Origin of the sequence: Pseudomonas sp. CFBP 13602 (assembly GCF_014842725.1) — a bacterium.
Classification (GTDB): domain Bacteria; phylum Pseudomonadota; class Gammaproteobacteria; order Pseudomonadales; family Pseudomonadaceae; genus Aquipseudomonas; species Aquipseudomonas baltica.
In genome coordinates, this window is the sequence record NZ_JACYVT010000005.1 from 303,661 (window position 1) to 325,512 (window position 21,852).

The 21,852-nt window shown below is 62.5% G+C and carries 19 protein-coding genes; 16 read left to right on the top strand and 3 right to left on the bottom strand.

Annotated elements, in window-relative coordinates; genetic code table 11:
• Window positions 1-109 precede the first annotated feature (109 nt).
• The 6 genes from IFU31_RS12670 (at window position 110) to ssuB (ending at window position 5,538) form a co-directional block, all read left to right on the top strand.
• A complete protein-coding gene (locus IFU31_RS12670) occupies window positions 110-748 on the top strand; it encodes a peroxiredoxin (protein ID WP_122479880.1) in 639 nt (212 codons plus the stop codon).
• Window positions 749-1,043: 295 nt separating this feature from the next.
• On the top strand, window positions 1,044-1,637 hold the full coding sequence (gene ssuE / locus IFU31_RS12675; RefSeq protein ID WP_122479879.1) for an NADPH-dependent FMN reductase: 594 nt from the start codon (window positions 1,044-1,046) through the stop codon (window positions 1,635-1,637).
• Between the two features lie 106 nt (window positions 1,638-1,743).
• Window positions 1,744-2,709: a sulfonate ABC transporter substrate-binding protein gene (locus tag IFU31_RS12680; RefSeq protein ID WP_185794712.1), complete on the top strand. Its 966-nt coding sequence runs from the start codon at window positions 1,744-1,746 to the stop codon at window positions 2,707-2,709.
• A gap of 76 nt (window positions 2,710-2,785) precedes the next feature.
• A complete protein-coding gene (ssuD, locus tag IFU31_RS12685; protein ID WP_185794713.1) occupies window positions 2,786-3,931 on the top strand; it encodes an FMNH2-dependent alkanesulfonate monooxygenase in 1,146 nt (381 codons plus the stop codon).
• 9 nt (window positions 3,932-3,940) lie between these two features.
• A complete protein-coding gene (ssuC, locus tag IFU31_RS12690; protein WP_192103156.1) occupies window positions 3,941-4,729 on the top strand; it encodes an aliphatic sulfonate ABC transporter permease SsuC in 789 nt (262 codons plus the stop codon).
• Entirely contained in the window at window positions 4,726-5,538 is an 813-nt protein-coding gene (gene ssuB, locus IFU31_RS12695) for an aliphatic sulfonates ABC transporter ATP-binding protein (RefSeq protein ID WP_192103158.1), read from the top strand. Before ssuC ends, ssuB begins: the two co-directional genes overlap by 4 nt.
• A gap of 307 nt (window positions 5,539-5,845) precedes the next feature.
• On the opposite strand, the gene IFU31_RS12700 is transcribed toward ssuB, so the two are convergent.
• Window positions 5,846-7,222, bottom strand: coding sequence for a glutamine synthetase family protein (locus tag IFU31_RS12700; RefSeq protein WP_122479874.1), 1,377 nt, complete (start codon window positions 7,220-7,222; stop codon window positions 5,846-5,848).
• A gap of 555 nt (window positions 7,223-7,777) precedes the next feature.
• On the opposite strand from IFU31_RS12700, the gene IFU31_RS12705 reads away from it, so the two are divergent.
• The 8 genes from IFU31_RS12705 to IFU31_RS12740 all read left to right on the top strand — a co-directional run bounded on the left by IFU31_RS12705 (window position 7,778) and on the right by IFU31_RS12740 (window position 17,252).
• On the top strand, window positions 7,778-9,136 hold the full coding sequence (locus IFU31_RS12705; RefSeq protein ID WP_122479873.1) for a glutamine synthetase family protein: 1,359 nt from the start codon (window positions 7,778-7,780) through the stop codon (window positions 9,134-9,136).
• A gap of 16 nt (window positions 9,137-9,152) precedes the next feature.
• Window positions 9,153-10,517 (top strand): aspartate aminotransferase family protein, encoded by a 1,365-nt coding sequence (locus tag IFU31_RS12710; RefSeq protein WP_192055043.1) that lies wholly within the window; start codon window positions 9,153-9,155, stop codon window positions 10,515-10,517.
• Window positions 10,518-10,729: 212 nt separating this feature from the next.
• Entirely contained in the window at window positions 10,730-11,827 is a 1,098-nt protein-coding gene (locus tag IFU31_RS12715) for a polyamine ABC transporter substrate-binding protein (protein ID WP_122479871.1), read from the top strand.
• A gap of 193 nt (window positions 11,828-12,020) precedes the next feature.
• A complete protein-coding gene (locus IFU31_RS12720) occupies window positions 12,021-13,115 on the top strand; it encodes a polyamine ABC transporter substrate-binding protein (protein ID WP_122479870.1) in 1,095 nt (364 codons plus the stop codon).
• 56 nt (window positions 13,116-13,171) lie between these two features.
• Window positions 13,172-14,314, top strand: coding sequence for a polyamine ABC transporter ATP-binding protein (potA, locus tag IFU31_RS12725; RefSeq protein ID WP_122479869.1), 1,143 nt, complete (start codon window positions 13,172-13,174; stop codon window positions 14,312-14,314).
• 35 nt (window positions 14,315-14,349) lie between these two features.
• Window positions 14,350-15,231, top strand: a complete 882-nt coding sequence (locus IFU31_RS12730; protein ID WP_163007645.1) for an ABC transporter permease subunit — start codon at window positions 14,350-14,352, stop codon at window positions 15,229-15,231.
• Complete coding sequence (locus IFU31_RS12735) at window positions 15,228-16,112, top strand: ABC transporter permease subunit (protein WP_122479867.1); 885 nt, start codon at window positions 15,228-15,230, stop codon at window positions 16,110-16,112. Before IFU31_RS12730 ends, IFU31_RS12735 begins: the two co-directional genes overlap by 4 nt.
• Window positions 16,113-16,328: 216 nt before the next feature.
• Window positions 16,329-17,252: an alpha/beta hydrolase gene (locus IFU31_RS12740; protein ID WP_192103160.1), complete on the top strand. Its 924-nt coding sequence runs from the start codon at window positions 16,329-16,331 to the stop codon at window positions 17,250-17,252.
• 86 nt (window positions 17,253-17,338) lie between these two features.
• Here IFU31_RS12740 and IFU31_RS12745 read toward each other — a convergent pair whose 3' ends face one another.
• Complete coding sequence (locus IFU31_RS12745) at window positions 17,339-18,091, bottom strand: DUF2059 domain-containing protein (RefSeq protein ID WP_122479865.1); 753 nt, start codon at window positions 18,089-18,091, stop codon at window positions 17,339-17,341.
• Window positions 18,092-18,232: 141 nt separating this feature from the next.
• Here IFU31_RS12745 and IFU31_RS12750 point away from each other — a divergent pair, with 141 nt between their 5' ends.
• Entirely contained in the window at window positions 18,233-18,868 is a 636-nt protein-coding gene (locus IFU31_RS12750; RefSeq protein ID WP_192103162.1) for a 2OG-Fe(II) oxygenase, read from the top strand.
• A 126-nt stretch (window positions 18,869-18,994) separates the two neighbouring features.
• On the opposite strand, the gene serA is transcribed toward IFU31_RS12750, so the two are convergent.
• Window positions 18,995-20,224, bottom strand: coding sequence for a phosphoglycerate dehydrogenase (gene serA, locus IFU31_RS12755; protein WP_122479863.1), 1,230 nt, complete (start codon window positions 20,222-20,224; stop codon window positions 18,995-18,997).
• Between the two features lie 214 nt (window positions 20,225-20,438).
• Between serA and IFU31_RS12760 the strand changes: the two genes are divergently transcribed.
• Window positions 20,439-21,833 carry an FAD-binding oxidoreductase gene (locus IFU31_RS12760; RefSeq protein ID WP_192103164.1) on the top strand — a complete coding sequence of 465 codons (1,395 nt, stop codon included), beginning with the start codon at window positions 20,439-20,441 and terminating at the stop codon, window positions 21,831-21,833.
• Window positions 21,834-21,852 lie beyond the last annotated feature (19 nt).

Sequence of the window (21,852 nt, forward strand, 5' to 3'; positions counted from 1 at the left end):
TTCTGCCCTGGCGTTATTCCCGTTTCGCCTAGCCCCAGCACGATCCATTCTTTTTGTTTCCGGGCCGCTCAGTGCACAGTCATGCGCACAACAGCCCAGGAGCATCACCATGACCATTCGACTCGGCGACATCGCCCCCGATTTCCAGCAGGACTCGAGCCAGGGCACCATCAGCTTCCATCAGTGGCTGGGCGACCAATGGGGGGTGCTGTTCTCGCACCCCGCCGATTTCACGCCGGTGTGCACCACCGAACTGGGTTTTACCGCCAAGCTCGCCGACGAGTTCGCCAGGCGCAACGTCAAGGCCATCGCGCTGTCGGTGGATCCGGTCGAATCCCATCATCGCTGGATCGGCGACATCGACGAGACTCAGGGCACCACAGTGAATTTCCCGATCCTGGCCGATGCCGACCGCAAGGTGTCCCAGCTCTACGATCTGATTCACCCGAACGCCAGCGACACCCTTACGGTGCGTTCGCTGTTCGTCATCGACCCGAACAAGAAGGTGCGGCTGACCATCACGTACCCGGCCAGTACCGGGCGCAATTTCCACGAGATCCTGCGGGTGATCGATTCGCTGCAATTGACCGACAGCCACAAGGTTGCCACCCCGGCCAACTGGCAGGATGGCGATGACGTGGTGATCGTGCCTTCGCTCAAGGACGAAGAGGAAATCAGGCAGCGCTTCCCCAAGGGCTACACGGCAGTGAAACCCTACCTGCGCCTGACCCCCCAGCCCAACCGCTGATCTGAACCTGATACAACTTGCCCTCTGTAGCAGCGGCGCGAGCCGCGTCCAGGACGTCGCGGTGTATCAAATGCACCGCATGGCCCGCTGACGCGGCTTGCGCCGCTGCTACAGGTATCGCGGTGATATCCATGCGGTGTGCGCAGCAGGGATAGGAAAATGTAGGTATATGTTTTTATCGAATAACCAAATGAATAAATATGATTTAAAGATATAAATCCTGCCTGCTACTGTTCCTTCCATTCCGGCGACTTCTCCAGAAGCGCTCCGATTTCGCTATTCAAGGATTTACCCCATGCTGGTCGTATCCCTGGGCGGCAGCCCCAGCCTGCGCTCGCGCTCTGGTGTACTGCTGGAGCGCAGCAAGCAGTGGCTGCAACGACAAGGCGTCGAAGTGGTGACGTTTCAGGTACGGGACTTCCCGGCCGAAGACCTGCTGCATGCCCGCTTCGACAGCCCGCACGTACTGCATTTCAACGAACTGGTCGGCAAGGCCGATGGCCTAGTGGTTGCCACGCCGGTGTACAAGGCGTCGTTCTCCGGTGCGCTGAAGACCCTGCTCGACCTGCTTCCCGAGCGGGCCCTGAGCAACAAGGTGGTGCTGCCCATTGCCACCGGTGGCAGCATCGCCCACATGCTGGCGGTGGACTACGCGCTGAAACCAGTGCTGGCTTCGCTCAAGGCCCAGGAAATGCTCCAGGGCATCTTCGCCGACGACAGCCAGATCGCCTATGGCGAAGGCAGTCATGCAGCCCAGTTGGCGCCAGCGCTCGAGCAGCGCCTGGAAAATGCGCTGCAGGAGTTTCATGCCTTCCTGCTGCGCAAACCACAGACCCATGACCCGGCCTTGCTCATGCAAAGCCTGCGCAGTGCCCGCTGGAGCATCTGATTCCAACCGCCGCTCGCGGCCGCGACACTTTTCGCTGTACCCACCTTACTGGCCCGCCAACGGGCAAGCAGGTGCAACCCAATTCCCCCTGCAGAAGGAGAGTGCCATGCGCACCCTGTTCTTGCGTCGTGGCGTGGTCGCACTGTTTGCTGCGGCTGTGTCGTTCGGCGCCATCACCCAGGCCCAGGCTGAAACCCTGCGCATCGGTTACCAGAAATACGGCACGCTGGTGCTGCTCAAGGCCAAGGGCACGCTGGAGAAACGCCTGGCGGCTCAGGGCGTCGACGTCAAATGGACCGAGTTTCCCGGCGGCCCGCAGTTGCTCGAAGGGCTGAACGTCGGTTCGATCGATTTCGGCGTGACCGGTGAAACCCCGCCGGTATTCGCCCAGGCCGCCGGGGCCGATCTGCTGTATGTGGCCTACGAGCCGCCGGCCCCGACCAGCGAAGCGATCCTGGTACCCAAGGATTCGACGATCCGCTCGGTCGCTGAACTCAAGGGCAAGAAGGTTGCGCTGAACAAGGGTTCCAACGTGCATTACCTGCTGGTGCGCGCGCTGGAAGAAGCCGGGCTCAAGTACTCCGACATCCAGACCGTCTACCTCCCGCCTTCCGATGCCCGCGCGGCGTTCGAGCGCGGCAGCGTCGATGCGTGGGTGATCTGGGATCCCTACCAGGCAGCGGCCGAGCAGCAGTTGCAGGCGCGCACCCTGCGCAACGGCCAGGGCATCGTCGACAACCTGCAGTTCTACCTGGCCACCAAACCCTATGCCGAGCAGCACCCCGAGGTGATCACCGCGCTGGTCGAGGAGGTACGCGCCGTGGGCGAGTGGTCCAAGGCGCATCCCGAAGAAGTGACCGCCCAGGTCGCACCGTTGCTGGGCCTGCCAGCGGACATCACCCTGACTTCGGTGAAACGCCAAGGCTACGGCGCGCAATTTCTCAACCCGCAGACCGTTGCCGCGCAGCAGAAGATCGCCGACAGCTTTCACCAGCTCAAGCTGATCCCCAAGCCGCTGCGCATTCAGGATGTCATCTGGACACCGCCGGCCAACGTTGCCAAGGCACCGTGATCCGCTGCGCCCCCGCCACCGCACAACCGCACCGGTGCCCGCGCATCGGTTCCGAGCCACGTCAGGAGACAACTCCATGAGCCTCAATATTTTCTGGTTTCTTCCCACCCACGGCGACGGTCATTACCTGGGCACCTCCGAAGGTGCACGGGCGGTCGACCACGGTTACCTGCAACAGATCGCGCAGGCGGCCGATCGCCTCGGCTACGGCGGCGTACTGATCCCTACCGGGCGCTCCTGCGAAGACTCCTGGCTGGTGGCGGCCTCGTTGATTCCGGTCACCCAGCGCCTGAAATTCCTGGTTGCCCTGCGCCCTGGAATCATCTCGCCCACCGTGGCCGCGCGTCAGGCAGCGACCCTGGACCGCTTGTCCAACGGCCGCGCGCTGTTCAACCTGGTCACTGGCGGCGACCCTGACGAGCTGTCCGGCGACGGTCTGTTCCTTACCCACGAGGAGCGCTACGAGGCGTCGGTGGAATTCACCCGTATCTGGCGCCGCGTGCTGGAAGGCGAAACGGTCGACTACGATGGCAAGCACCTCACCGTCAAAGGCGCCAAGCTGCTCTATCCGCCGGTGCAGCAGCCGCGTCCGCCGCTGTACTTCGGCGGGTCTTCCGATGCGGCTCAAGACCTTGCCGCCGAACAGGTGGAGATGTACCTGACCTGGGGCGAGCCACCGGCAGCGGTGGCCGAGAAGATCGCCCAGGTGCGCGAGAAGGCCGCCAAGCTCGGCCGGACCGTACGCTTCGGAATCCGCCTGCACGTGATCGTGCGTGAAACCAATGCAGAAGCCTGGCAGGCCGCCGAGCGGCTGATCGCCCATGTCGACGACGATACCATTGCCCGTGCCCAGGCTTCGCTGGCGCGCTTCGATTCGGTGGGTCAGCAGCGCATGGCCGCATTGCATGGCGGCAGCAAGGACAAGCTGGAGGTGAGCCCCAACCTGTGGGCCGGCGTCGGCCTGGTCCGCGGCGGCGCCGGAACCGCGCTGGTCGGTGACGGCCCGACGGTGGCCGAGCGAGTCAAGGAGTACGCCGCACTGGGCATCGACACGTTCATCTTCTCCGGCTACCCGCACCTGGAAGAGTCGTACCGCGTGGCCGAGCTGTTGTTCCCGCACCTGGACGTACAGCGCCCGGAAGCGCCGACCGGCGCCAACTACGTCAGCCCGTTCGGTGAGATGGTGGCCAACGACATTTTGCCCAAGGCCGCCCAGCGCTGAGAAACTGCCATGAGTACAACGAGCAAAATCATCCACCGGCTGGCGCCCTGGGCGCTGCCGGTGGGCCTGCTGTTGATCTGGCAGCTGGCGGTCAGCGTCGGCTGGCTGTCGACGCGGATCCTGCCAGCGCCCAGCGCGGTGCTCGCGGCAGGCGTCGCGCTGTTCAAGTCCGGGGAGATCTGGACGCACCTGGCCATCAGCGGCTGGCGCGCGGGCATCGGCTTCGCCATCGGTGGCGGCATCGGTCTGCTACTGGGGCTGATCAGCGGCCTGTCGCGCTGGGGCGAGCGCCTGCTCGACACCTCGGTGCAGATGATCCGCAACGTCCCGCACCTGGCGCTGATTCCGCTGGTGATTCTGTGGTTCGGTATCGATGAGTCGGCGAAGATCTTTCTGGTCGCGCTGGGCACATTGTTCCCGATCTACCTGAACACCTACCACGGCATCAAGAACGCCGACCCCGCGTTGGTGGAAATGGCACGCAGCTATGGCCTGTCCGGATTTCGTTTGTTCTGGCAGGTGATTCTGCCCGGGGCGTTGCCTTCCATTCTGGTCGGCGTGCGTTTCGCCCTCGGCCTGATGTGGCTGACGCTGATCGTTGCGGAAACCATTTCCGCCAGCTCCGGCATCGGTTACCTGGCCATGAACGCGCGCGAATTCCTGCAGACCGACGTGGTGGTGCTGGCCATCGTGCTCTATGCGATTCTCGGCAAGCTGGCCGATTTGGCGGCGCGTGGGCTGGAGCGAGTGTGGCTGCGCTGGCATCCGGCCTATCAAACCAAGGGAGGTGCAGCATGACCGTTTTCAAGGAACAGCCGCAGAACCTGCGGCGCGGGATTCCACTGGCGGTTCGCCAGCTGCGCAAGACCTTTGGCGAGCGCGAAGTTCTGCGCGAGATCGACCTGAACATTCCGGCCGGGCAGTTCGTGGCCATCGTCGGCCGCAGCGGGTGCGGCAAGAGCACCTTGCTGCGGCTGCTGGCAGCACTCGACCAACCCACCAGCGGACAACTGCTGGCAGGTTCCGGTCCGCTCAGCGATGCGCGCAACGACACCCGGCTGATGTTCCAGGAAGCCCGCCTGCTGCCATGGAAACGAGTGATCGACAACGTGGGTCTGGGGCTGTCCGGCAATTGGCGCGAGCAGGCCTTGCAGGCGCTCGAAGCGGTGGGCCTGGCCGAGCGCGCCGATGAGTGGCCGGCGGGGTTGTCCGGGGGGCAGAAGCAGCGCGTGGCGCTGGCGCGGGCCCTGATTCACAAGCCGCGGCTGTTGCTGCTGGACGAGCCCTTGGGGGCGCTGGATGCGCTCACGCGCATCGAGATGCAGCAGTTGATCGAGAGCCTGTGGCGCAAGCACGGTTTCACCGTGTTGCTGGTAACCCACGATGTGGCCGAGGCGGTGGCGATTGCCGACCGGGTGATTCTGATCGAGGAGGGGCGCATTGGTCTGGACCTGGCCGTCGAGTTGCCACGTCCGCGCGCTCGCGGTTCCCATCGCCTGGCGGCGCTGGAAAGCGAAGTGCTCAATCGAGTATTGGCGCTGCCGGGCAATCCACCGGAGCCCGAGCCGCCGTCGCCATTGCCGACCCAGTTGCGCTGGGCATGCTGATCCGGACGCGGTACGTCAGGTAATCCGCACGTACCGCCGACGCGGCTCGCGCCGCTGCTACAGGGACTGCATACCTAGACGAAACGGCGATCCCCCGTAGCAGCGGCGCGAGCCGCGTCCGGGTGCGACGCGATGCACCTGCCGCACCGCAGCCCAGAAGACACACCGCATTCAGATGACACGATGAAACCCTGTAGCAGCGGCGCAAGCCGCGTCCGGGTGCGACGCGGTGCACCTGCCGCACCGCAGGCCAGAAGACGCGTTCATGAACGCTGTGGTATGGCTGGCATACCACAGGGTCCGGCCCTTATACGGTGTGCAGGTACCAGTTGTACTCGAGGTCCGAGATGGAGTGCTCGAATTCTTCCAACTCGCTTTCCTTGCAGGCCACGAAGATATCGATGTATTTCGGATCAATGTATTTGGCCAACACCTCGCTGTCGTCCAGCAGGCGCAGGGCATCGCGCAGGTTGGTCGGCAGGCTCTGCTCGTTCTGCTCGTAGGAGTTGCCCGTCACCGGCTCGTTGGGCTCGACCTGATTGGTCAGGCCGTGGTGCACGCCGGCCAATACTGCGGCCATCAACAGGTAAGGGTTGGCATCGGCGCCGGCAACGCGGTGTTCCAGGCGCACGGCATCCGGGGTTCCGGTAGGCACGCGCAAGGCAACGGTACGGTTGTCCAGGCCCCAGCAGGGCGAGTTGGGCACGTAGAACTGAGCACCGAAGCGGCGGTACGAATTGACGTTCGGGCACAGGAACGCCATCGACGCGGGCAGGGTCTCGAGCACACCGCCGATCGCGTGACGCAATGCGGCGTTCTGCTCGGGATCCTCACTGGTGAAGATGTTCTTGCCGTCCTTGTCCAGGATCGAGATGTGCACGTGCAGCCCGTTGCCCGCCTGGCCCGGATAGGGCTTGGCCATGAACGTGGTGTCCATCTCGTGGTCGTAGGCGATGTTCTTGATCAGGCGCTTGAGCAGCACTGCATAGTCGCAGGCCTTCATGGCATCCGGAACGTGGTGCAGATTGACCTCGAACTGCGCCGGCGCACTTTCCTTGACGATGGCGTCGGCCGGGATGCCCTGTTCCTTCGCCCCTTCGAGGATGTCCTGCAGGCAGTCCACGTACTCGTCCAGGTCGTCGATCAGATACACCTGGGTCGAATGCGGACGCTTGCCGGAGATCGGCGAGCGCGGCGGCTGCGGTCGACCGTTCACGTTTTCCTGGTCGATCAGGTAGAACTCCAGCTCGAAGGCGGCGCAGATGGTCAGGCCCATGGCGTCGAACTTCTCGACGACCTGGCGCAGCACTTCACGCGGGTCGGCGAAGAACGGCTCGCCTTCGAGTTCGTGCATGGTCATCAGCAACTGCGCGGTAGGGCGCTTCTGCCAAGGCTCGTTGCACAGGGTGTCGGGAATGGGGTAGCAGATACGATCGGCATCGCCGATGTCCAGGCCAAGACCGGTGCTTTCCACGGTAGAGCCGTTGATGTCCAGGGCAAACAGCGAGGCGGGCAGGTTGATGCCTTTCTCGTAAACCTTGTGGAGGCTGGTGCGCTCGATGCGCTTGCCACGCACCACACCATTCATATCTGCAATCAGAAGGTCGACGTACAGAACCTCAGGATGTTCCTTAAGGAATGCGTTCGCTTCGTTAAGCTGAACGGCACGCGGGGGTACCGACATGATGCAACACCTTTGTTGTTAAAAATATCAATCATTGGGTCGAACAGGTTTCAGTCAATCCGAAAGCCAACACTAAGTCAAGCGAGCCGGGTTTTGCCCTGAAAGAGCGCTGTTGAGCCTCTTTTGCTGCATATCGGGGCGCATGCGCCTGGCAATTACGGTGCCTTGCAACTGCCTGAAAAGTGTCTGCGGAAGTTTGCCGCCTGATAGTTGTGGAAAAAAATGAACAAGGCTAAGCTCGTTTTCAACCCGCCATTTCAATAATACCGAGGGTGAGTCATGGCACGCCTGCCATTATCTGATGGAGCTCGCTGCAGCCACCGGTTGCCGGCGACCAGAATAATTGACAGCCCACGGCGTTGCGTCTCTGTTTTTTTGTCCCTCCTGTACTGCCTGAGCCCCGAAACCGCTACCCTGAGCTTCACGTTCCGGCCGGGTATCGAGAGGCCGGGTGGGCAGTGTGCCGCCCTCGCTTGACCGCTTTCCGAACGACGCCCACGCGTCAACACGTGCCCGGCTCGCCGCGAGCCAGGTCAATGGCCTCCTGAGGTATTTATGAGTCCCAACCTCGACCAGCTCACCGATTGGTTGAAAGATCACAAGATCACCGAAGTCGAATGCCTGATCGCCGACCTCACCGGGATCACCCGCGGCAAGATTTCCCCGACCAACAAGTTCATCGCCGAAAAAGGCATGCGCTTGCCGGAAAGTGTTCTATTGCAAACCGTGACTGGCGACTATGTAGAAGACGACATCTACTACGAGTTGCTCGACCCTGCCGACATCGACATGATCTGCCGCCCCGACGAGAACGCGGTGTTTCTCGTTCCCTGGGCCATAGAGCCCACGGCGCAGGTCATCCACGACACGTACGACAAGCAGGGCAACCCTATCGAGCTGTCGCCGCGCAACGTGCTCAAGAAGGTCTTGAAGCTGTATGCGGACCGAGGCTGGCAGCCGATCGTGGCGCCGGAGATGGAGTTCTACCTGACCAAGCGCTGCGAAGACCCGGACTTCCCGCTGCAGCCGCCGATCGGCCGCTCGGGACGCCCGGAAACCGGTCGGCAATCGTTTTCCATCGAAGCGGCGAACGAGTTCGATCCGTTGTTCGAAGACGTCTACGACTGGTGCGAGGCGCAGAACCTGGACCTCGACACCCTGATCCACGAAGACGGCACGGCGCAGATGGAAATCAACTTCCGGCACGGCAATGCCCTGCACCTGGCCGACCAGATCCTGGTGTTCAAACGCACCATGCGCGAGGCCGCGCTCAAGCACAACGTCGCCGCCACTTTCATGGCCAAGCCGATGACGGGCGAGCCGGGCAGTGCCATGCACCTGCACCAGAGCATCGTCGATTCGGCCACCGGCAAGAACATCTTCGCCAACGAAGACGGCTCGATGAGCCAGCTGTTCCTGCACCACGTCGGCGGCCTGCAGAAATTCATTCCCGAACTGCTGCCGCTGTTCGCGCCCAACGTCAATTCGTTCCGTCGTTTCCTGCCCGACACTTCGGCGCCGGTCAACGTCGAGTGGGGCGAGGAAAACCGCACCGTTGGCCTGCGCGTGCCCGACGCCACGCCGCAGAACCGGCGGGTCGAGAACCGCTTGCCGGGCGCCGATGCCAACCCCTACCTGGCCATCGCCGCCAGCCTGTTGTGCGGCTACATCGGCATGGTCGAGGGCCTGAACCCGAGTGCGCCGGTGCAGGGCCGCGGCTACGAGCGGCGCAACCTGCGGCTGCCGTTGACCATCGAGGATGCGCTGGAGCGCATGGAAAACTGCAAGACGGTGGAGAAGTACCTGGGCAAGAAATTCGTCGTTGGCTATGTTGCGGTCAAGCGCGCCGAACACGAAAACTTCAAACGCGTGATCAGCTCGTGGGAACGTGAGTTCCTGCTGTTCGCGGTGTGAGAAAAAGGAGCGACAGATGAGCAACAACAACCCCCAGACCCAGCATTGGCAAGACTTGAGCAGCGCCCACCACCTGGCGCCGTTCAGCGACTACACGCAGCTGGCGCAGAAGGGTCCGCGGATCATCACCAAGGCCGACGGCGTGTACCTGTGGGACAGCGAAGGGCACAAGATCCTCGACGGCATGGCCGGCCTGTGGTGCGTGGCGATCGGCTACGGTCGCGAGGAGCTGGTGCAGGCAGCCAGCAAGCAGATGCGCGAACTGCCGTACTACAACCTGTTCTTCCAGACCGCCCACCCGCCCGCTCTCGAGCTGGCCAAGGCCATCGCCGACCTGGCGCCCGAGGGCATGAACCATGTGTTCTTCACCGGCTCCGGTTCCGAGGGCAACGACACCGTGCTGCGCCTGGTGCGCCATTACTGGGCGCTCAAGGGCAAGCCCGAGAAAAAGGTGATCATCAGCCGCATCAATGGCTACCACGGCTCCACCGTGGCCGGCGCCAGCCTGGGCGGCATGGCGGGCATGCACGAGCAGGGCGATCTGCCGATCCCGGGCATCGTGCACATCGCCCAGCCGTACTGGTTCGGCGAGGGCGGTGACATGACCCCGGACGAGTTCGGCATCTGGGCCGCCGAGCAGTTGGAAAAGAAGATCCTGGAAGTGGGCGAAGACAACGTCGCGGCGTTCATCGCCGAGCCGATCCAGGGCGCCGGCGGTGTGATCATTCCGCCCGAGACCTACTGGCCGAAGGTCAAGGAAGTGCTGGCGCGCTACGACATCCTGTTCGTGGCCGATGAAGTCATCTGCGGCTTCGGCCGTACCGGCCACTGGTTCGGCAGCGACTACTATGATCTGGCGCCCGACCTGATGACCATCGCCAAGGGCCTCACCAGCGGCTACATCCCCATGGGCGGCGTCATCGTGCGCGACGAGGTGGTGCAGGTGATCAACCAGGGTGGCGACTTCAACCACGGCTTCACCTATTCCGGGCATCCGGTCGCGGCGGCGGTGGCGCTGGAAAACCTGCGTATCCTGCGCGACGAGCACATCGTCGACACGGTCCGGACCGATGCGGCACCGTATTTGCAAAAGCGTCTGCGCGAACTGCAGGACCATCCGCTGGTGGGTGAGGTCCGTGGCCTGGGCATGCTCGGCGCAATCGAACTGGTCAAGGACAAGGCGACTCGCAGCCGTCACGAAGGGCGCGGCGCCGGTATGATCTGTCGCCAGTTCTGTTTCGACAACGGGCTGATCATGCGGGCCGTCGGTGACACCATGATCATTGCACCGCCGCTGGTCATCAGCCACGCCGAGATCGACGAGCTGGTGAGCAAGGCACGGCTTTGCCTGGACCTGACACTCGAAGCACTCGGGGGCTAGATGCTAGGCTTGCTCCCGTCGGGAGCATCGGTACGCAAAATGCGACGGCGTTCCGTAGGAGCGGTCACCGGCCGCGAAAGCTGCGACGCGGTCTCGACTGATACCGCAGTGGTTTCTTCGCGGCCAATGACCGCTCCTACGGATCATCAAAACACGGCACTCGATCAATATTGGCATCAGGTTAAGACCAAGAACATTTAGGAGCACAACGCATGAAGATATTTGGCAAGACCCTCCTCGCCGTGGCCCTGATGGGGGCGATGGCCAGTGCTGCGCAGGCAGACGACAAGGTTCTGCACGTGTACAACTGGTCGGACTACATCGCGCCGGACACGATCAAGCAATTCGAGGCGGAGTCGGGGATCAAGGTCGTCTACGACGTATTCGACAGCAACGAAACCCTGGAAGCCAAACTGCTGGCCGGCAAGTCCGGCTACGATATCGTCGTGCCTTCCAACAACTTCCTGGCCAAGCAGATCAAGGCCGGTGTGTACCAGGAACTGGATCGCTCGAAACTGCCGAACTGGAAAAACCTCAACGAATCGCTGCTCAAGGCGGTGTCGGTGAGCGACCCGGACAACAAGCATGCCTTCCCGTACATGTGGGGCTCGATCGGCATCGGCTTCAACGCCGACAAGGTCAAGGCTGCGCTGGGCGCCGATGCACCGACCAACAGCTGGGACCTGCTGTTCAAGCCGGAAAACGCGGCCAAGCTGAAGTCGTGCGGCATCAGCTTCCTCGATTCGCCCACCGAGATGCTGCCGATCGCCCTGCATTACCTGGGCTACCCGACGGACTCGCAGGACAAGAAGCAGCTTGCCGAGGCCGAGGCGCTGTTCCTCAAGGTGCGTCCATCGATCGGTTACTTCCATTCCTCCAAGTACATCTCCGACCTGGCCAACGGCAATATCTGCGTGGCCGTGGGGTATTCGGGTGACATCTACCAGGCCAAGTCGCGCGCCGAAGAAGCGGGTGGCAAGGTCAAGGTCAGCTACAACATTCCCAAGGAAGGCGCTGGCAGCTTCTTCGACATGGTCGCCATCCCCAAGGATGCCGAGAACGTCGAAGGCGCCTACAAGTTCATGACCTTCCTGATGAAACCGGAAGTCATGGCCGAGATCACCAACAGCGTGCAGTTCCCCAACGGTAACCAGGCTGCAACAGCATTGGTGGATAAAGCCATCAGCGGCGATCCGGGCATCTACCCGCCGGCCGATGTGCAGGCCAAGCTGTATGCCATTGCCGACCTGCCGGCGGCGACGCAGCGCATCATGACGCGCAGCTGGACCAAGATTAAGTCGGGCAAGTAAGCCGGGCTGGTATTGCGATGCGCCTTTCGCGGCCGATGACCGCTCCCACACATACCCCGTAGGAGCGGCCCGTGGCCGCGAATGGCGCACCGCGAGCTCGGGCCAGGTGAATCAGCAATTGCGGCGCGCGCGCATGGGCTGTAAGTTGCGCGCCGGTTTGTCTTATAGAACAAACGCTTGAGAGGACCTCCACTTGTCACACTCTTTGTTTCGCAAGGCCATGCTGATCGGTGCGGGTCTGACCCTGGCGCTCAATGCTCAAGCGGCAGGCACCGTACACATCTACAACTGGTCCGACTACATCGGCGAAAGCACCCTGGCGGATTTCGAAGCCGCCACCGGGATCAAGCCGATCTACGACGTCTTCGACTCCAATGAAACCCTGGAAGGCAAGTTGCTGGCCGGCCATACCGGCTACGACGTGGTGGTGCCGTCCAACCACTTCCTGGGCAAACAGATCAAGGCCGGGGCTTTCCAGAAACTGGACAAGGCCCAGCTGACCAACTATTCCAACCTTGATCCGGTGCTGCTCAAGCGCCTGGAAAAGAACGATCCGGGTAACCAGTACGCCGTTCCCTATCTGTGGGGTACCAACGGCATCGGTTACAACGTGGAAAAGATCAAGGCTGTGCTGGGCGTCGACAAGATCGACTCCTGGGCCATGGTGTTCGAGCCCGAAAACATCAAGAAACTGTCCAAGTGCGGCGTCGCCTTCCTCGACTCGCCCGACGAGATGTTTCCGGCCGTGCTCAACTACATGGGCCTGGACCCCAACACCACCGACGAGAAGCTCTACAAGCAAGCCGAGGCCAAGCTGCTCAAGGTCCGTCCGTACGTGACCTACTTCCATTCTTCCAAGTACATCAGCGACCTGGCCAATGGCAACATCTGTGTGGCCGTGGGTTATTCCGGCGACATATTCCAGGCCAAGGCACGGGCCGAGGAAGCCGGCAAGGGCATCAAGCTGGCCTACTCGATTCCCAAGGAAGGCGGCAACCTGTGGTTCGACATGCTGGCCATCCCCGCCGATGCGCCGGATGCCAAGCAGGGCCTGGCGTTCATCGACTACCTGTTGAAGCCTGAAGTGATTGCCAAGGTGAGCGACTATGTCGGCTATGCCAACCCCAATCTCAAGTCCGGCGAGCTGATGGATCAGGACGTGCGCAACGACGAGGCGGTCTACCCGCCGCAGGCCATCCAGGACAAGCTCTACGTCAACGTCGAGCTGCCGCCCAAGGTGCAGCGTTTGATGACCCGCAGCTGGACCAAGGTCAAGTCGGGCAAATAAATACTCGGGGCGGCCCGATCCAGAGCCGCCCCCACTCAAGTTTGGGAGTTTCGTGAATGGCTGTTGCCTCCAGCGCCTACAAAAAAGCCCTCGAAGGCAGCCAGCAACCGAAAAAGGTGCTGGTCCGGATCGAAAAGGTAACGAAGAAATTCGACGAAACGGTGGCCGTGGACGACGTGTCGCTGGAAATCAACCAGGGTGAGATCTTCGCCTTGCTGGGCGGGTCCGGTTCCGGCAAATCCACCCTGCTGCGCATGCTGGCCGGCTTCGAACGGCCGACCGAGGGGCGTATTTTCCTCGACGGCGTGGACATCACCGATATGCCGCCCTACGAGCGGCCGATCAACATGATGTTCCAGTCCTACGCGTTGTTTCCGCACATGACCGTGGCGCAGAACATCGCCTTCGGCCTCAAGCAGGACAAGCTGCCTGCTGCCGAGATCGACGCGCGGGTGGCGGAAATGCTCAAGCTGGTGCAGATGACCCAGTACGGCAAGCGCAAGCCGCACCAGTTGTCCGGTGGCCAGCGTCAGCGCGTCGCGCTCGCACGCTCGTTGGCGAAAAAGCCCAAGCTGTTGCTGCTCGACGAGCCGATGGGCGCGCTGGACAAGAAGCTGCGCTCGCAGATGCAACTGGAACTGGTGGAGATCATCGAGCGGGTCGGCGTGACCTGCGTGATGGTGACCCACGACCAGGAAGAGGCCATGACCATGGCCCAGCGCATCGCCATCATGCACCTGGGCTGGATCGCGCAGATCGGCAGCCCGATCGACATCTACGAAACCCCCACCAGCCGCCTGGTGTGCGAGTTCATCGGCAACGTCAACCTGTTCGAAGGCCAGGTGGTCGAGGACATGGAAGGCTACGCACTGATCAGCAGCCCGGAGCTGGAGCGCAGCATCTATGTCGGTCACGGTGTAAGTACCGCTGCCGAAGACAAGAACGTGACCTACGCCATTCGCCCGGAAAAGATGTTGGTGACCACCCAGCAGCCCGACAGCGAACACAACTGGTCGCGCGGCAAGGTCCATGACATCGCCTACCTGGGCGGCCATTCGGTGTTCCACGTGCAGTTGCCGTGCGGCAAGCTGGTGCAGTCGTTCGTGGCCAACGCCGAGCGCCGTGGCGCCCGGCCGACTTGGGACGACGAAGTGTTCGTCTGGTGGGAAGACGACAGCGGCGTGGTACTGCGCTCATGAAGCTGCGCAAGATCAAACGCAAGCTCAAGAGGATCATCCCCAACGGTCGCCAGATGGTCATCGGCGTACCGTTCCTGTGGCTGTTCCTGTTTTTCATGCTGCCATTCTTCATCGTGCTCAAGATCAGCTTCGCCGAAGCCGACGTGGCGATCCCGCCGTACACCGAAATCTGGAGCTACGCCGAACAGAAGTTCGAGTTGATCCTCAATTTCGCCAACTACGCGCTGCTCACCGAAGACGATCTGTACATCTCGGCCTATCTGGGCTCGCTGAAGATGGCCTTCTTCAGCACCCTGATCTGCCTGCTGCTCGGCTATCCCATGGCCTATGCCATCAGCAAGGCACGCAAGGACCTGCAGACCGTGCTCCTGCTGCTGATCATGATGCCGACCTGGACGGCGATCCTGATCCGCGTGTATGCCTGGATGGGCATCCTGAGCAACAACGGCCTGCTCAATGCCTTCCTGATGTGGCTGGGGGTGATCGACCAACCGCTGCAGATTCTCAACACCAACCTGGCGGTGTACATCGGGGTGGTCTATGCGTACCTGCCGTTCATGATCCTGCCGTTGTTCGCCAATCTGGTGAAGCATGACAACAGCTTGCTGGAGGCCGCCTCCGACCTGGGCTCGAGCACCTTCAACAGTTTCTGGAAGATCACCGTGCCGCTGTCGAAGAACGGCATCATCGCCGGCTGCATGCTGGTATTCATTCCGGTGGTCGGCGAGTTCGTGATTCCCGAGCTGCTGGGTGGTCCGGAAACCCTGATGATCGGCCGCGTGTTGTGGCAGGAGTTCTTCAACAACCGCGACTGGCCCGTTGCCTCGGCATTGGCTGTGTTGATGCTGGCGATTCTGATCGTGCCCATCGTGCTGTTCAATCGCAGCCAGGCCAAAGAACTGGAGGGCAAGGCATGAAGCGTTTCGGGTTCTCCAAACTGATCCTGGTGCTGGGTCTGGTGTTCATCTATGCGCCGATGCTGATCCTGGTCATCTATTCCTTCAACGCTTCGCGGCTGGTGACGGTGTGGGGTGGCTGGTCGGTGCAGTGGTACGTCGGCCTGCTGGACAACTCCCAGCTGATGGGCGCGGTGATGCGCTCGCTGGAAATCGCCTGCTACACGGCAGTGACGGCCGTGGCCCTGGGGACCATGGCGGCGTTCGTGCTGACGCGCATCAGTCGCTTCAAGGGGCGCACCATGTTCGGCGGCCTGGTGACGGCGCCGCTGGTGATGCCCGAGGTGATTACCGGTCTGTCGCTGCTGTTGCTGTTCGTGGCCATGGCCCAGGTGATCGGCTGGCCGCAGGAGCGTGGCATCGCCACGATCTGGATCGCTCATACCACCTTCTGTGCCTCGTACGTGGCGGTGGTGGTGTCATCGCGGTTGCGCGAGCTGGACCTGTCGATCGAAGAGGCGGCCATGGACTTGGGTGCGCGGCCCTGGAAGGTGTTCTTTCTGATCACCATTCCCATGATCGCGCCATCGCTGGCGGCCGGCGGGATGATGTCCTTCGCGCTGTCGCTGGACGATCTGGTGCTGGCCAGCTTCGTTTCCGGGCCGGGTTCCACGACCCTGCCGATGGAAGTGTTTTCGGCGGTCCGCCTGGGCGTGAAGCCTGAGATCAATGCGGTGGCCAGCCTGATTCTGCTGGCCGTTTCGTTGGTGACGTTCCTGGTGTGGTATTTCGGGCGTAGGGCCGAAGAGCGTCGTCGCAAGGCGATCCAGCAAGCCATCGAGGAAAGCGCCGCCAACTCCTGGCAACAGCCGAAGACTCAGCGGCCGGCAGCGTCGGTGTGATGAGGGCAGGGCGCTGGATCTCCAGCGCCCTTGCCGGCCTCTTCGCGGGCAGAGACCCGCTCCCACAGGCACAGCGCGGGTTTTTTGTGGGAGGGGGGCTCTTCGCGGGAAGAGACCCGCTCCCACAGGTACAGCGCGGGTTTATTGTGGGAGCGGGTCTCTGCCCGCGAAGAGGCCGGCCTGGTCAGCACACGTATTGCCTTGGAACAATCATCCATGCCCATTGCATTTCATCCCGACACCCTGCGAAATTCCCTGCCACCCTTGGGCACCCGACAGCCGCTGTCCGCTGAGGCTCAGGCCTACCAGCGCTTCTATCAGCTAGACCTGCCGGTACAAAGCTGGCTGGGGTGCTTCAGTGCCGCCGGCTTCGACTTGGTGGCCCAGGTGTGGTTGCCGGAGCGGCCTGTCGCCACGCTCTTCGTCATGCACGGTTTCTACGATCACATGGGGTTGTACCGGCACGCCGTGCAGTGGGCCTTGGCGCGTGGCTTCGCGGTCATTTCCTGCGACCTGCCGGGCCATGGTCTGTCCAGCGGCGAGCGAGCCAGCATTCACAGCTTTGCCGATTACCAGGCCACGCTCGATGGCCTGTTCGCCGAAGCACGTACCCTGCAGCTGCCGCAGCCTTGGCACCTGCTGGGGCAGAGCACCGGTGGCGCGATCATCGTCGACCATCTGCTGCACCAGGGCGCGCAGTCCGCGGCGCAGGGGCAGGTGCTGCTGATGGCGCCGCTGGTGCGGCCCAGCGCATGGGGTTTGTCCAAACTCAGCTATCGCGTGCTGAAGCCGTTCGTCAACGGCATTGCCAGGCGGTTCAGCGCCAATACCAACGACCCGGATTTCATGCCGTTCCTGCAGGCGGACCCGCTGCAGCCCGTGCGCCTGCCTACAGCGTGGGTGGGGGCGTTGGTGCAGTGGGTGCAGCACATCGAGGCAGCGCAGCGCAGCCCGCGCACGGTGGTGGTCGTGCAGGGGGAGGATGACGACACCGTGGATTGGCGGCACAACCTCAAGGTGCTGCGCGCAAAGTTCGCCGAGGTGCGGGTGTTGCAGGTGGCGGGGGCCCGGCATCATCTGGTCAACGAGCTGCCTGCGATTCGGGCGAAGTGTTTCGATTTCTTCGAACAGAATCTATAACCGAGTCGTCTTCTTCGCGGCCGCTGACCGCTCCTACGGGGGTGGGCCATTGCTGCGGGTGGGTCAGCGGCCGCGAACGGCGCTCCTCAGTTTCCCGCCTTGCCCGGTGTCTGTCCAACCGCCAGCCCAGCCCGTACCGCCTCCAGGGCCGCCTGATAATAAGCCTGGCCAGCGGCAGACTCGGCGAAGCCGACGAACTCCTCCAGCTCCGGATCGGACAATTCGCGGTACACGTACAGCAGCGTATTGTTCAGGTCGATGGCGATCTGCTGTTGCAGCCGCTCACGCTGGCCATCGAGCAGACCTGCAGCCTGGCCGCCCCCCAACAGACCTGGAATCATCGAGCTGAGGCTGTCGGCGGCCACCCCGGCGATCGCCAGGCTGACCTCTGCGCCAGCCTGGCGCGCCGGCAGTGCCTGCGCCAGATGGCCGATCAACAGCGCGCGGGTCGACTCGACCTGCAGTTTCGGCAGGCCCTGGGCGTTCTTGGCCAGTTGATCACTGCGGGTGGCCAGCAGCTCGGCGGCGACGATCTTGCGGCCCAGGGCAGACTCGAAGAAGGCGAGGGCCGGTTTGGGATCGGCCAGGCCCTGGCGCAGTCGCGCTTCGGCCCGCTGGTCCATGGCCTGCGCCGCGAAGCGTTGGTCGCTGTTGCTCACCAGTGCCTGGAAAACCGCCGGTGGCAAGCTGCTCTGGTAGCGCTGCTGGGCCGCCTTGAGGGCGTCGCTGAAATGCGCCCTTTGTTCAGGCCAGCCAGCGGCCTTGTACAGCAGGTCGTGGTCGTCGGCCCAGGCGGGCGTCGTACTGAACATCATCAAGAACACAAGGACGCGGCGCATAGGGACTCCTGTCGGCAAGGGGCCATTGTCCGTGGCATTGCCTGGCTTTGTCGAGAAGTGACATGCACGCTGCGCCTCGATGCATCGACTGCGCAGCGACCTCGTGCAAGCCTCTGTCGGTTTTGCAGGCGTATGGATACTATGCCGGGCATGCAAATACCTTCTGATCATCCACTGCTGCTGCGCATCGTCGACGACCTCGCCGAGCACGGCTGGTCGCAGCAGGAACTCTTCGTGCCCCAGGCTTTGACCCTGGCGCTGGCGGCCGAGTGCCGTACCCGCCATGCCCAAGGCGAACTGGCGCCGGCGGCCGTCGGGCGCGGTCCATCCCAGGAGATCCGCGAAGGCATTCGCGGTGACCGCATCCAGTGGATCGAACCGGGCGAAGCCGTGCCGTGCGACGCCTACATGCAGATCATGGACAGCCTGCGCGAAGCGCTCAATCGTGGTCTTTTTCTGGGCCTGGAAGACTTCGAATGCCATTTCGCCCTGTACCCACCGGGCAGCGTGTACCTGCGTCACCTGGATCGCTTTCGCGACGATGACCGGCGCATGGTGTCAGCGGTGCTGTACCTGAACGATGCCGACTGGAGCGAAGAGGACGGGGGTCAGCTGCGCATGTACCTGCGCGGGGACACGGCGTACGACGTGCAGCCGATCGGTGGCACGCTGGTGGTGTTTCTTTCCGGAGAAGTGCCGCACGAAGTGATGCCGGCGCAGCGCAATCGGCTGTCGCTGACCGGCTGGTTCCGCCGTCGGGGCAACGAGCCGTTCTGATACACCGCGTCGCCTAGTTCGCGGCTACTAGCCGCTCCTACAGGGGATCTGGGTTGATTGTAGGAGCGGCTGGCAGCCGCGAACCAGAGGACGCGGTGTGCCAGGCACACCGCAATCCGGCCGCTATCAGAACAATACGCGGCAGCGAATGGTTCCGGTGACCTGTTGCAGCTTTTCCTGCGCCAGGTCCGAGTAATCGGCGTCGACGTCGATCACCACATAGCCGACCTTTTCGTTGGTCTGCAGGAACTGGCCGGAGATGTTGATGGCGTTCTCGGCGAAGACCTTGTTGATCTCCATCATCACGCCCGGCACGTTCTCGTGGATGTGCAGCAGACGGTGCTTGCCAGGGTGCGCGGGCAAAGCCACTTCCGGGAAGTTGACCGACGACACCGAGGTACCGTTGTCGCTGTACTTGACCAGTTTCTCGGCCACTTCCAAGCCGATATTGGCCTGCGCCTCGGCGGTGGAACCACCGATGTGCGGGGTCAGGATGACGTTGTCCAGGCCACGCAGCGGGCTTTCGAAGATGTCGTCGTTGGAGCGTGGCTCGACTGGGAACACGTCGATGGCAGCGCCGATCAGGTGCTTGTCCTTGATCGCCTCGGCCAGTGCGTCGAGCTCGACCACGGTGCCGCGCGCGGCGTTGATGAGGATACCGCCCTTCTTGATGGCACGGATTTCCTTCTCGCCGATCATCCACTGGGTGGCGGCGGTTTCGGGCACATGCAGGGTGACGATGTCGCTCATGCCCAGCAGCTCGGTCAGGCTGCCGACCTGGGTGGCGTTGCCCAGCGGCAGCTTGGTCACGGTGTCGTAGAAGTACACCTGCATGCCCAGGCCTTCGGCCAGGACCGACAGCTGGGTGCCGATCGAGCCATAGCCGACGATGCCCAGTTTCTTGCCGCGGATCTCGAAGGAGTTCGCCGCGCTCTTGATCCAGCCGCCACGGTGGCAGGAAGCGTTCTTCTCGGGGATGCCGCGCAACAGCAGAATGGCTTCGGCCAGCACCAGTTCGGCCACGGAACGGGTGTTGGAATACGGTGCGTTGAACACCGCGATACCGCGTTCGCGAGCGGCTGACAGATCAACCTGGTTGGTGCCGATGCAGAAGCAGCCCACGGCGACCAGTTTCTTCGCACAGTCGAACAGCTCTTCGGTCAGCTGGGTGCGCGAGCGAATGCCGATGAAGTGCGCATCGGCGATCTTTTCCTTGAGTTCGGCTTCGGGCAGCGACTTGGTGTGGTACTCGATGCTGGTGTAGCCGGCAGCCTTGAGGACGTCCACGGCGGATTGGTGGACGCCTTCGAGAAGAAGGAACTTGATCTTGCTCTTGTCGAGGGAAGTCTTGCTCATCTGCGTAAACCTGTGTCCCGAAAAAAATGGCAGGAAGTGAAGCGGCGCACACCGGGCCAGAGCTCGATTGGCGGGGGGCGTATGCTAGCATAGCCTCCCTGTCGTACGCCCATCCTGGGTCATGAGCCGTTCTCAGGGTGACTATGAATGGTCCGAGGTTTCGCGGGCCGCGAATCGCCCGATTCGTGAATCCTTCACTTGCAGAGTCGCGTCCATGAACCGTCATGCCCTGATCGATGAACTCAAGACCCTGCTCGAGCCTGGCAAGGTCCTCACCGATGCCGCTTCGCTCGACACCTACGGCCGGGACTGGACCAAACAGTACGCCCCGGCACCCAGCGCCATCGTCTTTCCCAAGACCACCGAGCAGGTCCAGGCCATCGTGCGCTGGGCCAACGAGCGCAAGGTGGCGCTGGTCCCTTCGGGTGGGCGTACCGGTCTGTCGGCTGCGGCGGTGGCGGCCAACGGCGAGGTGGTGGTGTCGTTCGACTACATGAACAAGGTGCTCGACTTCAACGCCACCGACCGCACCGTGGTCTGCCAACCAGGCGTCATCACCAAGCAGCTGCAGAACCTGGCCGAGGAAAACGGCCTGTACTACCCGGTGGATTTCGCCTCTTCGGGTTCCAGCCAGATCGGCGGCAACATCGGCACCAACGCCGGCGGCATCAAGGTCATCCGCTACGGCATGACGCGCAACTGGGTGGCGGGCCTCAAAGTGGTCACCGGCCAGGGCGATGTACTGGAGCTGAACAAGGACCTGGTCAAGAACGCCACCGGCTACGACCTGCGTCAGTTGTTCATCGGCGCCGAAGGCACCCTGGGGTTCATCGTCGAGGCCACCATGCGCCTGGACCGTGCGCCGAAGAACCTCACCGCGATGGTGCTCGGCACCACCGACTTCGATGCGATCATGCCGGTGCTGCATGCGTTCCAGGGCAAGCTCGACCTCACGGCGTTCGAGTTCTTCTCCGACAAGGCGCTGGCCAAGGTGCTGGGCCGCGGCGACGTGCCGGCGCCGTTCGAAACGGCCTGCCCGTTCTATGCCCTGCTGGAGTTCGAAGCCACCACCGACGACATCGCCGACACCGCGCTGGCCACCTTCGAACACTGCGTGGAGCAGGGCTGGGTGCTCGATGGCGTCATGAGCCAGAGCGAGCAGCAGTTGCGCAACCTGTGGAAGCTGCGCGAGTACATCTCCGAAACCATTTCCCACTGGGTGCCGTACAAGAACGACATCTCGGTGACCATTTCCAAGGTGCCGGCTTTCCTGCGCGAGATCGACGCCATCGTCAGCGAGCGCTATCCGGCATTCGACGTGCTCTGGTACGGCCACATCGGCGACGGCAACCTGCACCTGAACATCCTCAAGCCCGAGCATATGGACAAGGACGCATTCTTTGCCGAATGTGCGCTGGTCAATACCGAGGTCTTCGAAACCGTGCGCAGGTACAACGGCTCCATCTCCGCCGAGCACGGCGTGGGCATGGTAAAGCGCGACTACCTGCAGTACAGCCGCTCGCCGGTCGAAATCCAGTACATGAAAGCCATGAAGGCAGTGTTCGACCCCAATGGGATCATGAACCCTGGCAAGATCTTTTCCATTTGATACGTTCATCTGAGCAGAG